We start from the raw sequence: 14,049 nt of genomic DNA, 5'->3' as shown, positions 1-14,049 counted from the left end.
GCGGGCACGGCGAAGGGCCGGAGCCGTGGCGGCTCCGGCCCTTCACCGGGAACGTACGGCGCCGGCCCCCGCAGGGTCGGCGGTACGGGCTCAGGCGGCAGCGGCGCCCACGTTGCCGTGCAGACGGGCGACGACCTCGGTCAGCTGGGCGGCGACCTCGGCGTCGTCGACCGGGTGGGTCTCCGCGAAGCGGGTGACCGAGCCGGGGATGGACAGCTTGATGTCCTCGATCACCTTGCCGCCGGCGATGCCCACGGCCTTGCGGGCCTCGTCCTGCGCCCACACGCCGCCGTACTGGCCGAAGGCGGTGCCGACCACGGCGACGGGCTTGCCGCCGAAGGCGCCGGCGCCGTAGGGGCGCGACAGCCAGTCGATGGCGTTCTTCAGCACGGCCGGGATGGTGCCGTTGTACTCGGGGGAGAACAGCAGGAAGGCGTCCGCGGCCTGGGCCGCCTCGCGCAGCTTGGCGGCGGCGGCCGGCACCTGGCCCTCGACGTCGATGTCCTCGTTGTAGAAGGGGATGTCGGCCAGGCCCTCGTACAGCTCGACCTCGGCGCCCTCCGGCGCGAGCTTCACGGCCGCCTCGGCGAGCTGGCGGTTGTGCGAACCGGCGCGAAGGCTGCCGACGAGCGCGAGGATGCGAACAGACATGGGAACTCCAAGGGGCTGAAACATCGCTGTCACGATCCGGACCGGGGTCCGTTTAATTGTGTATCACCCTAACCGGACCGCGGTCCAGTTTTGTTCCCGATGCTTTACGCTGTCGACATGTCCAGCGCTCTGCCGCCCTTCCCGAAGCCTGAGGAGCCCGTCGACACGCCCTGGTTGCTGGAGGTCGGCCCGGCGTCCGAAGAGCCGCTCCTGCGTGCCGACGCCGCCCGCAACCGGGCCCGGCTGCTGGAGGCCGCCGCGCGGCTGATCGCGGAGCACGGGGTGGCCGGGGTCACCATGGAGGCGGTGGCGGCGGCGGCCAACGTGGGCAAGGGCACCGTCTTCCGCCGCTTCGGCGACCGCACCGGGCTGCTGATGGCCCTGCTCGACCACTCGGCCAGGCAGCTCCAGGCCGACTTCCTGAGCGGACCGCCGCCGCTCGGTCCCGGCTCGCCGCCCCTGGAGCGGCTGCGGGCGTTCGGGGTGGCGTTGCTGTACCGCACGGCGGAGCAGCTGGACCTCCAGCTGGCCGCCCAGCCGGAGCCGACCCGCCGGTTCGCGCACCCGGCCACCGGGTCGCTGCGCATGCACGTGACGATGCTGCTCCGCCAGATCGTCCCGGACGCCGACTGCGACCTGCTGGCCCACACCCTCCTGGCCTCGCTGGACCCCGCGCTGATCCACCACCTGACCCGGCAGTGCGGCATGCCCATGGAGCGCCTGGAATCCGGCTGGCTCGACCTGGTCGCCCGGGTGACCGGCACGGAGCCCTAGCCAGGGCCGAGCGAGCCGCGCCGGGCCCCGCGGGCGGACCGGACCCACGCGAAGCCGACGTGGTGGCGTGGAGCCGCATCGCCCCGGCGCCCGGCCGCGTCCCCTCGGCCCGTTCGGGATTCCCGGCGCCTGGCCACGTCCCCTCGGCCCGTTCGGGATTCCCGGCGCCCGGCCAGGTCGCCCAGGCCCCGTCCGCATCGCCCCGGCGCCCGGCCATGTCGCCCAGGCCCCGTCCTCAACCCCGGCCGTCCAAGTCCCGGGCCTGCTCGGGCCGTCTCGCCCGGCCAGGGCGGACCAGGGCCCGTCCGGTCATTCCTCCTGGCCGGTGAACATGTTCACCAGGCCCTGCGGCGCGTCCGTGCGGAACAGCAGGGACTGGCTGTGGGCGGAGTCCGCCGCGCAGGCCTCGGCGCGGGGGAACATCCGGGACTCGTAGGCGGCCAGCGCGGCCTCCGTGTCCCCGGGGTGCGCGGCCAGGGCGAGGCCCAGTTCGGCGCCGTCGAGCAGGGCCAGGTTGGCGCCCTCGCCCGCGAACGGCGACATCAGGTGCGCCGCGTCGCCGAGCAGGGTCACCCCGGGCACCCGCTCCCAGCGGTGCCCGGCCGGCAGGGCGTGGATGCGGCGCGGCACCAGCGCGCCGTCCGCGTCGGCGACCAGCGCCCGCAGGCTCTCGTCCCAGCCGTCGAACTCCTTCAGCACGGCCGCCTTCGCCGCCTCGGTGTCGGTGAAGTCGATGCCGTCCAGCCAGTCCTCCGGCGCCACCACGGCGGCGTACACGTGCAGGCTGCCGTCGGTCTCCCGGTGGGCGAGGAAGCCGCGGCCGGGGCCGAGCGCGAAGAGCATGCCGTCGCCGACCACCTCCGCGCTCACCGGGTGCCGCGCCTCGGCCTGCCACAGGTCGGCCTCCACGAACGACACGCCGGTGTACGCGGGCCGGGCCGTGGAGACCAGCGACCGCATACGCGACCAGGCGCCGTCCGCCCCGACCAGCACGCCGGTGGTGAACTCGGTGCCGTCCACGAGCGTCACCCGGTGCCGGCCGTCGTCCAGCGGGCGTGCGCCGGTGACCTTGGCGCCCCAGCGGACCGTGCCGGCGGGCAGGGAGCGGAGCAGCAGGTCGCGCAGGTCGCCCCGGTCTATCTCGGGCCGGCCGCCCGAGCCGTCGTCGGGCTCGGCCAGCCGGACCGTGCCGTCCCGGTCGAGGACCCGCACGGCCTGGCCGCCGGAGTGCACCCGGGTCAGGAACTCCCCGTGCAGGCCGGCGGCCCGCAGCGCCTCCTGGCCGGTGTCGTCGTGGATGTCGAGCATGCCGCCCTGGACCCGGGCGTCCGCCGACGCGTCCAGGTCGAACAGCGCGGCCTCGATGCCGTGCACGTGCAGCACCCGGGCGAGCGTGAGCCCGCCGAGGCCCGCGCCGACGACGGCGACGGGGTGGTGGGGGAGGGAACCGGGGGTCGTCATGTGGCCTCCTGGCCGTCGATCGTCACGTCGGTCGGCACGTCGGTCGGTGCCGGGGTCGGCACGGCGGTCCGCTCGATGCCGGTGATCAGCGTCTGGAAGGCCCACGACAGGCGGGCCTCGGGCGTGCCGGACAGCAGCGCGCCAGCGCCGGCCGCGATGTGCGGATGGGTGGCGGCGGGCGCCTCGCGCAGGGCCCGGGCCGCCGCCTGCCAGTCGCCCTGGGGCTGTTCCCCGGCGTGCTCGGCGGCGGTCGCCGTGGCGTGCTGGAGCAGCAGGTCCACGCCCCAGGCCGCCTGGTCGAGCGGCACCCCGCCCTCGTGGAGCAGCTCCAGCAGGGTCTCGACCAGGCGCAGGTAGTGCGGGCCGCTCGGCCGGGCGGTCAGCGCCGAGCGAGCCAGGGTGGGGTGCTCCAGGAGCATGTGGGTGTAGCCGGTCAGCACCCGCTCCAGCCGCTCCCGCCAGGTGCCCCCGGCCGGTGCCGGGCCGACGGTGCCGAGCAGTTCGTCCAGGACGGCGGCGTGCAGTTCGTCGGTGTTGCGGACGTACACGTAGAGCGAGGCCGGGCCGGTGTCGAGTTCCTGCGCGAGCCGTCGCATCGTCACCTTGCGGAGCCCTTCCGCCCGCAGGACGGCGACGGCGGCGGCGATGATGCCCTCCCGGGTCAGGGCGGGTTTGGCGGGACGCTCCCGGCGGGAGCGGGGGGCAGCGTTCATGCCCGACACCGTAACGAACATGTTCGTTACGAACAAGTTCGGGGCGAACATGTTCGTCATCGGTCGCGCGGAGGTCCTCTTTGTCAAACGATGAACCACCTTGCCCCGCCCGACCCCGGTCCCCGCCCCTCTGCCAGGATGCGGTCCGTCATGGTGCAGATACCGAACACGCCCACGAGCGCCGATGTGGCCCGCCTGGCCGGCGTCTCGCGCGCGACCGTCTCCTACGTCCTCAACAACACCGGCGCCGTACGGATCAGCGAACCGACCCGCCGGCGCGTGCACGAGGCCGCCCGCGAACTGGGGTACGTCCCCCACGCCGCCGCCCGCAGCCTGCGCGCCGGACGCAGCCGTATGGTCCTCATGCCCGCCCCGGCGATCCCGGTGGGCCCCCTGTACAGCCGGTTCCTGAACGAACTCCAGTGGGCGCTGGGCCGGCTGGACTACACCGTCGTCCAGTACGGCAGCGTCGGTCTGGAGGGGGACGAGGCCGTCCGGGCCTGGGCGGAGCTCAGGCCGGTCGCCGTCCTGGTGCCCGGCGCCGGTCTCGGCCCCGAAGGCGTCGCCGTCCTCAAGCGGTCCGGCGCCCGGGCCGTGGTCACCCTCGGTCCCGGCCGCGTGGAGGGAGCGCACGCCCTGCAGATGGACCACGACGCCGTCGGTCACTGCGCGGGCGCCCACCTGTACGCCCGGGGCCGGCGCCGGATCGGTGTCGTGCTGCCCGGGGAACCGGGACTGGAGGCGTACTCACGGCCCCGGCTCGCGGGCGTGCGCGAGGCGCTGCGGGGCACGGACGCCACCGTGACGGAACTGCCGCTCGCCTACACCGAGGAGGCCGCGGCCGCGCTGGCCTCCCGCTGGTCCGGGTCCGGTCTGGACGCGGTGTTCGCCTACAACGACGAGTACGCGATGCTGCTCATGCGCGCCCTCCAGGACGAGGGCGTGCGCGTTCCCGAGGACGTCGCCGTCATCGGTGCCGACGACCTGATGCTGGGCCGGCTGCTGCGGCCCCGGCTGAGCACGGTCCGCATCGAACTGCCCTCGGGGCAGGACCTCGCCGAACTCGTCGACCGTGCCGTGCGCGACCCGGGCGGCGAGCCCGAGGTGCGCACCGTGCTGGGGGCCTCGGTGATCCGGCGGGAGTCCAGCTGATCCGGACCCGCACCCCGGTGTCACCGCGGCCCCGCACGCGTTACTGCTGCGCCTGACCCGGCTGCTCCTGCCCCTCCTGGGCCTGACCCTGCTGGGCGGCGATGTCCTTGCGGACCTCGTCCATGTCCAGCTTGCGGGCCTGCCCGATGAGGTCGGCGAGCATCGGCGCGGGCAGGGCGCCCGGCTGGGCGTAGACCGCGACCTGGTCGCGCACGATCATCAGCGTCGGGATCGACTGGATGTCGAAGGCGGCGGCCAGCTCCGGCTGCGCCTCGGTGTCCACCTTCGCGAAGACCAGATCGGGGTTCTCCTCGGCGGCCTTCTCGTAGACGGGCGCGAACGACCGGCACGGCCCGCACCAGGACGCCCAGAAGTCGATGAGAACGAACTCGTTCTCGGAGACCATCTGGTCGAAGTTCTCCTTGGTCAGCTCCACAGTGCTGCTCATGGCGTGTTTCCCTCTTCCTGGTGTGGGGTGTGCCGACGGCGGAAACACGGCCGCCCGGCCGCCTATTCCGCCCGTGCACGCCCCTGTTCCGCGCGCGTACCCGTGTGGCCACGGCGCACACCACCCACCAGACTGACTCCATGACGGAAACGGAATCCATCGCTTACGACGTCGTGGTGATCGGGGGCGGTCCCGTGGGGGAGAACGTCGCCGACCGCACCCGCGCGGCCGGCCTCACCACGGCCCTCGTGGAGAGCGAACTGCTCGGCGGCGAATGCTCGTACTGGGCCTGTATGCCCAGCAAGGCCCTGCTCAGGCCGGTCATAGCGCAGGCCGACGCCCGCCGCCTGCCCGGCCTCGCCCAGGCCGTCCAGGGCCCGCTCGACGCCCCGGCCGTCCTGGCCCGCCGGAACTACTTCGCCGCCGACTGGAAGGACGACGGCCAGGTCGGCTGGCTGGAGGGCACCGGCGCGGTCCTGTACCGCGGCCAGGGCCGGCTGGCCGGTCCCCGCACGGTCACGGTCACCGGCTCCGACGGCACGGTCACCACCCTCACCGCCCGGCACGCCGTCGCCGTGTCCACCGGCACCCGGGCCCAGCTGCCCGACCTGCCGGGACTCGCCGAGGTCAGGCCCTGGACCAGCCGGGAGGCCACCAGCGCCCAGGCGGTCCCGGGCCGGCTCATCGTCGTCGGCGGCGGTGTCGTCGCCACCGAGATGGCCACCGCCTGGCAGGCCCTCGGCTCCCGGGTCACCATGCTGGTGCGCGGCAAGGGCCTGCTGAACCGCATGGAGCCGTTCGCCGGCGAACTGGTCGCCGAGGCCCTCACCGAGGCGGGCGTCGACGTGCGCACCGGCACCTCCGTGGAGTCCGTCAGCCGTGAGAACGGCACGGTCGTGGTCGTCACCTCCGCCGGTGACCGGATCGAGGGCGACGAGATCCTCTTCGCCACCGGCCGCGTCCCGCACACCGACGACATCGGCCTGGAGACGGTCGGCCTGGAACCCGGCTCCTGGCTGGACGTCGACGACAGCCTGCGCGTGACCGGCACCGACTGGCTGTACGGGGTCGGCGACGTCAACCACCGCGCCCTCCTCACCCACCAGGGCAAGTACCAGGCCCGCGTCGCCGGTGCCGCCATCGCCGCCCGCGCCACCGGCGGCACGGTCGCGGAGGAGCCCTGGGGCGCGCACGCCGCCACCGCCGACCACGACGCCGTGCCCCAGGTCGTCTTCACCGACCCGGAGGCCGCCGCGGTCGGGCTCTCCCTCGCCGAGGCGGAACAGGCCGGCCACCGCGTCCGCGCCGTCGACGTGGAGTTCTCCTCCGTCGCGGGCGCCGGCCTGTACGGCGACGGCTACAAGGGCCGCGCCCGGATGGTCGTGGACCTGGAGGACGAGATCCTGCGCGGGGTCACCTTCGTCGGCCCCGGCGTCGGCGAACTCATCCACTCGGCCACCGTCGCGGTCGCCGGACAGGTCCCGGTCAGCCGGCTCTGGCACGTCGTCCCGTCGTACCCGACGCTGAGCGAGGTGTGGCTGCGGCTGCTGGAGGCGTACCGGGACAACTGAGCGGCGGGCTACGGCAGTTCGAAGCCCAGGGCCTCGGCCGCCGCCTCCGGCGTCGGCTGGGCCCACAGGGCCAGCGCCGCCTCGGTGGTGGACAGCGAGCGGGGCTCCGCGCGGTCCAGGTACAGGGTGCCGTCGAGGTGGTCCGTCTCGTGCTGGACGATCCGGGCCGGCCAGCCGGTGAACACCTCGTCCAGCGCGCGGCCGTGCTCGTCCGCGCCGCGCAGCCGTACCTCGGCGTGCCGGGCCACCACCGCGACCCACCCCGGCACGCTCAGGCAGCCCTCGAAGAACGCGGCCCTGGCGGTGCCGACGGGCTCGTACGAGGGGTTGACCAGGACCCGGAAGGGCTGCGGCACCCGGCCCCGGGCCACCGCCACCTCCTCGGGAACCTGCGCCGGGTCCTCGATGACCGCGATCCGCAGCGGCACACCGACCTGCGGGGCGGCGAGACCCACACCGGGGGCCGCGTGCATGGTGACGCGCAGGGCCTCGACGAACCGGGCGAGCAGCGCGGGGCCGAGCTGGCCGTCGTACGGCTCGGTGCCGCGCCGCAGCACCGGCTGTCCGGCCGCGACGATGGGCAGGGGGCCGCCGGCGGCGAGGAGTTCCTCGACCCGCTCGGCGAGCGGTGCGTGATCACGGGGAGGTGCCATCGCGTCAGCATGCCACGCCCGCCCGCCGTCCCCTGTGGCCCAGGTCACCAACACCCCGGGGAACTCAGCCCCTTCGCGGTCCGACTACTGGACCGCCCTCGCTTTTCGCCCCGAGCCCCGGAGAGCCCCGCCGATGACCACAGCTCCCCCGGCCACCCCGGCCGAGACGTCCCGCCCCGCCGCCCGCGGCCGCTGGGCGCCCCTGCGCCCCCTGGTGCTGCGCCTGCACTTCTACGCCGGCGTGCTCGTCGCGCCCTTCCTGCTCGTCGCCGCCGTCACCGGACTGCTGTACGCGGGCTCCTTCCAGGCCGAGAAGCTCGTCTACGGCCATGAGCTGACCGTTCCGGCAAGCGGGCGCGCGCTGCCCGTCTCCGCCCAGGTGACCGCCGCCCGCAAGGCCCACCCGGAGGGCACCGTCGCGGCCGTGCGCCCAGCGCCCGGGGCCGGCGCCACGACCCGGGTGCTGCTCTCCGGGGTCGAGGGCGTCGGCCCGCAGCACACCCTCGCCGTGTTCGTGGACCCGTACACCGGCACGGTCCGCGGTGCCCTCGAACAGTACGGCGCGACGGGCGCCCTGCCCCTGCGCACCTGGATCGACGAGCTCCACCGCGATCTGCACCTGGGCGAGATGGGCCGGCTCTACAGCGAACTGGCCGCGAGCTGGCTGTGGGTGATCGCGGGCGGCGGCCTGGTGCTGTGGTTCTCCCGGCGCCGCGCCCTGCGCCGGGTGCGCGGCACCGGCGGCCGGCGCCGCACCCTCGGCCTGCACGGAACCGTCGGCGTCTGGACCGCCGCCGGGTTCCTGTTCCTGTCCGCGACCGGCCTGACCTGGTCGGCGTACGCGGGCGCGAACATCGACGAGCTGCGCACCTCGCTCGGCCAGGCCACCCCGTCCGTCTCGACGGCCACGGCCGGCGGCGACCACGCGGGACACGGCCCGGCCGCGTCCGCCGGCGGCACGGCCGAGCCCGGCGTGGGCCTGGACCGGGTCCTCGCCGCGGCGCGCGAAAAGGGGCTCGGCGACCCGGTGGAGATCGTGCCGCCCTCGGACGCGGACAGCGCCTACGTCGTCCGGCAGATCCAGCGGAGCTGGCCCGAGAAGCAGGACGCCGTCGCCGTCGACCCCGCCACCGGCCGGGTCACCGACGAACTGCGGTTCGCCGATCACCCGGTGCTCGCCAAGCTCACCCGCTGGGGCATCGACCTGCACACCGGCGTCCTGTTCGGGCTCGTCAACCAGATCGCCCTCGCGCTGCTCGCGCTCGCCCTGATCCTGCTCATCGTCTGGGGCTACCGCATGTGGTGGCAGCGGGGCCGGGGCTCCGCCTTCGGCCGGCCGATCCCGCGCGGCGCCTGGGCGGACGTGCCGCCGTACCTGCTCGTGCCGGCGCTCGCGGCCGTCGCCGTGCTCGGCTGGTTCGTGCCGCTGCTCGGCATCCCGCTGGCCTGTTTCCTCGCCGTCGACGTCCTCCTCGGCGAGATCGCGCACCGTCGCGGGCGCCGCGCCTACGGGGGTGTCAGTGGCGTGAAGTAGCGTGGAACGGCGGGTGAGCGGAGCAGGGTGACGGGGGAGGAGCCACGGATGACGAGGGAAGACGGCCGGGGCCGGCGGCGCGGTCAGGGAGAGCTGGAGGGACAGGTCCTCGGCGCGCTGCGCGAGGCGGACGGACCGGTCACCGCGGCCTGGGTGCAGCAGCGCCTCGGCGGCGACCTCGCCTACACCACCGTCGTCACCATCCTGACCCGGCTGCTCGCCAAGGACGTCGTCTCCCGCGAACGGCACGGGCGGTCGTTCCTGTGGACGCCCACGGCCGACGTGGCCCGGCTGGCTGCGCTGCGCATGCGCCGCCTGCTGGACGGCGAACGGGACCGCGAGGCGGTCCTGGCCAGCTTCGTCACCGCCCTGCCGCCCGGCGACGAACAGGTGCTGCGGGCCCTGCTCGACATCCCCGGCCCGGACGCCGGCGGCACGGAGGGCTGACCGCTCATGGGGGTCTTCGTCTTCCTGCCGCTGGTGCTGCCGCTGTCCGCGTGGCCGGTCGCCCGCCTCGCCGAGACCCGGCTGCACCCGCGCACCGCCACCCGGCTGCTGACCGCGGTCGCCGTCGTCATGGCCGGGTGCAGCACGCTCTGCCTGGCCCTGCTCATGGTGGTCGGCACCGCCCAACTGCCCGGCAACCCGCTGCCGGACGGCTGGTCCGACCCGGAGGTGCGGGCCGCCGTCCCGCACGACGAGGTGGCCGGCCGGGCCGCCATCCCCGCGCTCGCCGTCGTCGCCGCCGCCTGCGCCCGCACCCTGTGGCGGCACCGCAGGGTCACCCGCCGCGCCCACCGCGCGCTCACCGGGGTGCCGGGGTCCACGGTCGCGGTCCTCCCCGACGGCACGCCGTACGCGTACACCCTCCCCGGGAGCCGGAGCCACGGCCGGAGCCGGGGAAGGATCGTCGTCAGCACGGCGCTCCTGGCCGGGCTCACGCCCGCCGAGCGGCGCGCCCTGTTCGCCCACGAGCGCGCCCATCTGACCGCCCGTCACCACCGCCATCTGCTCGCCGCGCACCTGGCCGCCCGCGCCAACCCGTTCCTGAGACCGTTGCGCACCGCCGTCGTCTACACCGCCGAACGGTGGGCGGACGAGGAGGCGGCCCGCGCGGTCGGTGACCGGCGCACGGTCGCCCGCGCCATCGGCAAGGCGGCCCTGCTGTCCCCGCGCACACCGGTGCCGACCGTGGCCGCGCTCGCGGCGACCGGCCCCGTGCCGCGCCGGGTGGCCGCGCTGCTGGCCCCCGCCCCCGCGGCCCGTACCTGGCCGTCGGCGTTCACCTCGGTCGGCCTGGCCGCCTGGGGCGCCGCGGCCGGGGCGCTGGTCTCGGCGATGTCGTCGGCGAACTCCGTCGTCACCCTGTTCCTGATCCTGCACGCGGCGACACCGCTGTGACGACGCGGCGGCCGGGCGGCTGCGTCCGGGCCGCGTGGGGGGACGGCCGGCGTCATCGCCGGGGCCGGGCGCCTCTACTGCTTCCGCAGGCCGGCCAGCTCGGCGTCCGCGCGTTCGGTGAGCAGGGCGAGCACACGGCCGGTCACCGCCCGGTCCTCCTCGGAGACGCCCGCGTACAGCCGGGCGGAGACCGTCGCGGCCTCGGTGGAGCTGGTGGTGTACACCGCGCGCCCCGCGTCCGTGAGCCGCAGGAGGGAGGCGCCCTCGGGGGCGAGCAGGCCGGCGGCCGCCAGGTCCTCGACGGCGCGCTCGGCGTCGCTCTCGGCGACCTTCACCGTGCCGACGATGCTCGCCACCAGCGCGGCCCGCTCGACAGGCCCGTCCGCGAGGGACACGAGCCGCAGGGTGACGGACTGGAGGAAGGAGATGCCGTGCGGGGCGAGGACGCGTCCCAGCACGGCGCGCAGGGCGTGGTGGGCGAGGCCGATGACGCGGCTGTCGACGCGGGGTGCGGTGGTGGTCATGACTGCTCCGTCTCGTGATCGGTGGTGCCGAACGGGTCAAGCGGTGCGTCGAGCAGGGCCGTCAGGTCCCGGGTGAACTCCTGGGCGCGCGGGCTGTCGGGCCCGCCGAGGGGCGCCAGTAGCTGGCGCAGCAGTCCCTGGACGACGTCGATCGCCTTCCGGGTGGTCTCGCGGCCCCGCTCGGTGAGGGCGAGTTGAACCGCCCGCGGGTCGGCCGGGTCCCGGGTGCGTTCGAGGAGGCCGGCCGATTCCAGGCCACGGGCCAGTTTCGAGACGTACAGGGCCTCGAGACCGGTGTGGTCGGCGAGGCGCCGCTGGCTGGGACGCACCCCGGAGCGCTGCATGCCGTACAACGACGCCACCAGGGAGTACTGCGCGTGGGTCAGACCGAGCGGGGCCACCGCACGGTCCACCGCGACCCGCCACTTCATCGACAGCCGCCACACCAGGAAACCGGGCGTGGCCCCTTCGGACACCTTGCTCATACCGAATAGAGTACATGGCTACTATGTCCATGGCTACTATTTTCGCGGTTGCTGACCGCCCGCGGTTGCTGACCGCCCGCGGTTGCTGACCGCCCGCGGTTGCTGACCGCCCGGGGGTGCCGGCCCCCGGCCGTGCCGGCCCCCACGCCTCCCGCGCGTCCTACCGCGCAGAGCGGACCGCGTGCCCCGTGACCGTGCCGCGTGCCGGGCGCCAGGTGGCGACCAGTGCCGCCGCCAGCAGGAGTTCGGCGATGTCACCGCCGTAGTACATGATCTCCGCAGCACCCTGGACCTGGGGGACCGGAGCGTGGACGGCCACCCAGTAGCCGCCGTACATCAGCTGCGCGACGCTCGCGTGCACCGCGACGGCGCAGCCCAGGCAGACCAGCCGGGCGAGCACACCGGGGCGGCCCGGGGCGGGGTCGGGTCCGGCGACGGCGTGCGCGAACAGACAGCCCGCCAGCAGGAAGTGCGCGTGCAGTAGCCAGTGGCCCGCCGGACGGGCCGCGACCGCGTCGTAGAGCGGGGTGAAGTACAGCGGCGCGAGGCTGCCGGTGGACAGCAGCAGACCGGTCACGGGGTGGGCGAGCAGGCGGGCCGGGCCGCCGTGCAGGAGCGCGGTGAGACGGCGGGCGCGGGACGCCGGCAGGGCGCGCAGCACGAGGGTCGTCGGGGCGCCGAGCACCAGGGCGAGCGGGGCGTACATGCCGATGAGCATGTGCTGGGCCATGTGGCCGCGGAAGTCACGGTGGGCGAGGGAGGCGACGGGCGGCAGCAGCGCGGCCGCCAGCAGCAGGAGGCCCCCGCAGAAGGCGGCCGTACGCCAGGGGTTCCAGCCCCGGACGGGGTTCCGGCGGCGGACCCGGCGCGCCAGCAGCAGATAGCCGCCCGCGCAGACCAGCAGGGCCAGGACGGGGAGCAGGGCCTCCCACGCGCCGCCGTTCTCGGCGTGATGCATGTGCGTGTGGGTGCCGTCGGGCATCAGAGGGCGTGTCCGGGCCGCGCGGCGCTCGGCGCGGCCGGATCGAAGGGCCGGGCGCCGCGCCGCAGGAGCAGGCCGGCCGCCAGCAGCAGGGCGCCGAGCACGAGGAAGCCGATGTCCCACCACACCTGGTAGGGGCCGCCGTGGACGTGGTGGATGCTCAGAACGTGATGGTCGAGGACGCCCTCGACGAGGTTGAACAGCCCCCAGCCGGACAGCACCCAGCCCCAGAGCACCCGCGAGGCCCACACCTGCCGCCGGCCGGTGGTCACCCGGGCGTACAGGACGGCGAGGCCGCCGAGGACGGCGAGCCAGCACACGGTGTGGAAGACCCCGTCCCAGACGGTGTTCATCTCCAGCCCGGAGACGGTGTGGGGGTCGTAGTACTTCACCCCGATGTGGTCGTGGTCGGTGCTGGTCAGCATGTGGTGCCACTGGAGGAGCTGGTGCAGCAGGATGCCGTCGACGAATCCGCCGAGCCCCACCCCCAGCAGCAGGCCGGGCAGCCGGAGGCTGGGCGGCGTGTTCTCGGCTCCGGTCTCGCGCACGGTGGTCGTCATCGCTCCTCGTCTCGGTCGGTACCTCGCTCGGGCGCGTACGGCAGCGGCTGCCCTACGAGAGCTACCAGCTCCCCGGCTCCGCCGCTGCGGCACGCTCGGCCATCTGTGCGGACTCGGGCGGCAGGGGGCCGGAACCGGCCGGCCGGAACAGTTCCTCTCATGCCGTCCGCCCGCCAGGGGTACCCGCCCGCCACAGGAGGAACCCGGCACGCCCGTGACGGTGCGGGCGCCTGTGACGCCTCGGACGGAAGGGCGGCGGAACCCATGCCCGCTACCACGGACACACCCACCGACAACACGGTCGACCTGCACTTCCTCGGCAACGCGACCGTCCTGCTGCGCTACGGGCCGCTGACCCTGCTCACCGACCCCAACTTCCTGCACCTCGGCCAGTACGCCTACCTCGGCAACGGTCTGCTGAGCCGGCGCCTGACCGAACCCGCCCTGCAACCGGAGGACCTGCCCCGCCTCGACGGGATCGTGCTGTCCCACCTGCACGGCGACCACTGGGACCGCCGGGCCCGGCGCCACCTGGACCCTTCGGTGCCGGTGCTGAGCACCCCGCACGCCGCGCGCCGCCTGAAGGTGCTGCACGGGCGCGAGCGGGTGGCCGGACTGCGCACCTGGCAGGGGCTCACCCTCCGGCAGGGCCCGGTCCAGGCCGCGGTCACGGCGTTGCCCGGACGGCACGCCGGACATCCGGTGCTGCGGCGACTGCTGCCCCCGGTGATGGGCAGCATGATCGAGCTCGGTCCCGCGGGCGGCCCGCCGCGGCTCCGGCTGTACGTCTCCGGCGACACCCTGCCCTACGACGGTCTCGACGAGATCACCCGCCGCTTCCCGGCCGCCGACCTGGCCGTCCTGCACCTGGGCGGCACTACGCTGCCCGGCGGTTTCCTGGTCACCATGGACGGCCGGCAGGGTGCGGAACTGGCCCGGCGTCTCGGCCCCCGCACCGTCCTGCCCGTGCACTACGAGGAGTACACGGTGATGCGCTCGCCCCTGTCCGCCTTCCTGGCCGAGGCCGGCCGGCTCGGCCTCGGCGACCGGATCGTGCACTGCCCGCGCGGGCACCACGCCCGGCTCGCGACCGAGCCGGGCGCGGCGCCCGTCGTCGGCTGACCGGCGTTCCGGGGCGCC

16 protein-coding genes are annotated in these 14,049 nt (G+C 74.9%); 7 read left to right on the top strand and 9 right to left on the bottom strand.

The annotated features are described in order from the left end of the window. Window positions 1-90 precede the first annotated feature (90 nt). Window positions 91-651 (bottom strand): NAD(P)H-dependent oxidoreductase, encoded by a 561-nt coding sequence (locus AB0946_RS25285; protein ID WP_366762936.1) that lies wholly within the window; start codon window positions 649-651, stop codon window positions 91-93. Window positions 652-750: 99 nt separating this feature from the next. Between AB0946_RS25285 and AB0946_RS25280 the strand changes: the two genes are divergently transcribed. Next, the gene (locus AB0946_RS25280; RefSeq protein WP_366762935.1) at window positions 751-1,425 is read left to right on the top strand and encodes a helix-turn-helix domain-containing protein; all 675 of its coding nucleotides are present in this window, start codon (window positions 751-753) and stop codon (window positions 1,423-1,425) included. A 309-nt stretch (window positions 1,426-1,734) separates the two neighbouring features. Here the strand turns inward: AB0946_RS25280 and AB0946_RS25275 are convergent, their stop codons facing one another. Beyond that, entirely contained in the window at window positions 1,735-2,886 is a 1,152-nt protein-coding gene (locus AB0946_RS25275) for an NAD(P)/FAD-dependent oxidoreductase (RefSeq protein ID WP_366762934.1), read from the bottom strand. Next, window positions 2,883-3,599 carry a TetR/AcrR family transcriptional regulator gene (locus AB0946_RS25270; RefSeq protein WP_366762933.1) on the bottom strand — a complete coding sequence of 239 codons (717 nt, stop codon included), beginning with the start codon at window positions 3,597-3,599 and terminating at the stop codon, window positions 2,883-2,885. The genes AB0946_RS25275 and AB0946_RS25270 overlap by 4 nt, the downstream gene beginning before the upstream one ends. 150 nt (window positions 3,600-3,749) lie before the next feature. Between AB0946_RS25270 and AB0946_RS25265 the strand changes: the two genes are divergently transcribed. Further along, a complete protein-coding gene (locus tag AB0946_RS25265; protein ID WP_366762932.1) occupies window positions 3,750-4,751 on the top strand; it encodes a LacI family DNA-binding transcriptional regulator in 1,002 nt (333 codons plus the stop codon). Between the two features lie 40 nt (window positions 4,752-4,791). Here the strand turns inward: AB0946_RS25265 and trxA are convergent, their stop codons facing one another. Further along, the gene (gene trxA, locus AB0946_RS25260) at window positions 4,792-5,199 is read right to left on the bottom strand and encodes a thioredoxin (RefSeq protein WP_171150584.1); all 408 of its coding nucleotides are present in this window, start codon (window positions 5,197-5,199) and stop codon (window positions 4,792-4,794) included. A gap of 140 nt (window positions 5,200-5,339) precedes the next feature. On the opposite strand from trxA, the gene AB0946_RS25255 reads away from it, so the two are divergent. Continuing rightward, entirely contained in the window at window positions 5,340-6,770 is a 1,431-nt protein-coding gene (locus AB0946_RS25255) for an NAD(P)/FAD-dependent oxidoreductase (RefSeq protein WP_366762931.1), read from the top strand. 8 nt (window positions 6,771-6,778) lie between these two features. Here AB0946_RS25255 and AB0946_RS25250 read toward each other — a convergent pair whose 3' ends face one another. Continuing rightward, complete coding sequence (locus AB0946_RS25250) at window positions 6,779-7,423, bottom strand: peptide deformylase (protein WP_014676465.1); 645 nt, start codon at window positions 7,421-7,423, stop codon at window positions 6,779-6,781. A gap of 133 nt (window positions 7,424-7,556) precedes the next feature. Here AB0946_RS25250 and AB0946_RS25245 point away from each other — a divergent pair, with 133 nt between their 5' ends. Genes AB0946_RS25245 through AB0946_RS25235 form a run of 3 tightly spaced genes read left to right on the top strand, consistent with a single transcriptional unit; the run spans window position 7,557 to window position 10,358 of the window. Next, entirely contained in the window at window positions 7,557-8,957 is a 1,401-nt protein-coding gene (locus AB0946_RS25245; protein WP_366762930.1) for a PepSY domain-containing protein, read from the top strand. Window positions 8,958-9,005: 48 nt separating this feature from the next. Continuing rightward, a complete protein-coding gene (locus AB0946_RS25240) occupies window positions 9,006-9,404 on the top strand; it encodes a BlaI/MecI/CopY family transcriptional regulator (RefSeq protein ID WP_366762929.1) in 399 nt (132 codons plus the stop codon). Between the two features lie 6 nt (window positions 9,405-9,410). Beyond that, complete coding sequence (locus tag AB0946_RS25235; RefSeq protein WP_366762928.1) at window positions 9,411-10,358, top strand: M56 family metallopeptidase; 948 nt, start codon at window positions 9,411-9,413, stop codon at window positions 10,356-10,358. 74 nt (window positions 10,359-10,432) lie between these two features. Here AB0946_RS25235 and AB0946_RS25230 read toward each other — a convergent pair whose 3' ends face one another. From AB0946_RS25230 to AB0946_RS25215, 4 genes are all read right to left on the bottom strand, one after another. Continuing rightward, window positions 10,433-10,882: a MarR family transcriptional regulator gene (locus tag AB0946_RS25230; RefSeq protein WP_366762927.1), complete on the bottom strand. Its 450-nt coding sequence runs from the start codon at window positions 10,880-10,882 to the stop codon at window positions 10,433-10,435. Beyond that, entirely contained in the window at window positions 10,879-11,367 is a 489-nt protein-coding gene (locus AB0946_RS25225; protein ID WP_366762926.1) for a MarR family transcriptional regulator, read from the bottom strand. The genes AB0946_RS25230 and AB0946_RS25225 overlap by 4 nt, the downstream gene beginning before the upstream one ends. A 160-nt stretch (window positions 11,368-11,527) precedes the next feature. Then, a complete protein-coding gene (locus AB0946_RS25220) occupies window positions 11,528-12,325 on the bottom strand; it encodes a cytochrome c oxidase assembly protein (RefSeq protein WP_366762925.1) in 798 nt (265 codons plus the stop codon). Window positions 12,326-12,348: 23 nt separating this feature from the next. Then, the gene (locus tag AB0946_RS25215) at window positions 12,349-12,909 is read right to left on the bottom strand and encodes a DUF2243 domain-containing protein (protein WP_366762924.1); all 561 of its coding nucleotides are present in this window, start codon (window positions 12,907-12,909) and stop codon (window positions 12,349-12,351) included. Between the two features lie 264 nt (window positions 12,910-13,173). Here AB0946_RS25215 and AB0946_RS25210 point away from each other — a divergent pair, with 264 nt between their 5' ends. Then, a complete protein-coding gene (locus AB0946_RS25210) occupies window positions 13,174-14,031 on the top strand; it encodes an MBL fold metallo-hydrolase (RefSeq protein WP_366762923.1) in 858 nt (285 codons plus the stop codon). The last annotated feature ends 18 nt before the right edge of the window (window positions 14,032-14,049 follow it).

The organism is Streptomyces sp. NPDC046870 (assembly GCF_040704595.1).
Classification (GTDB): domain Bacteria; phylum Actinomycetota; class Actinomycetes; order Streptomycetales; family Streptomycetaceae; genus Streptomyces; species Streptomyces argyrophylli.
This window is presented reverse-complemented; position numbering and strand designations above follow the sequence as displayed.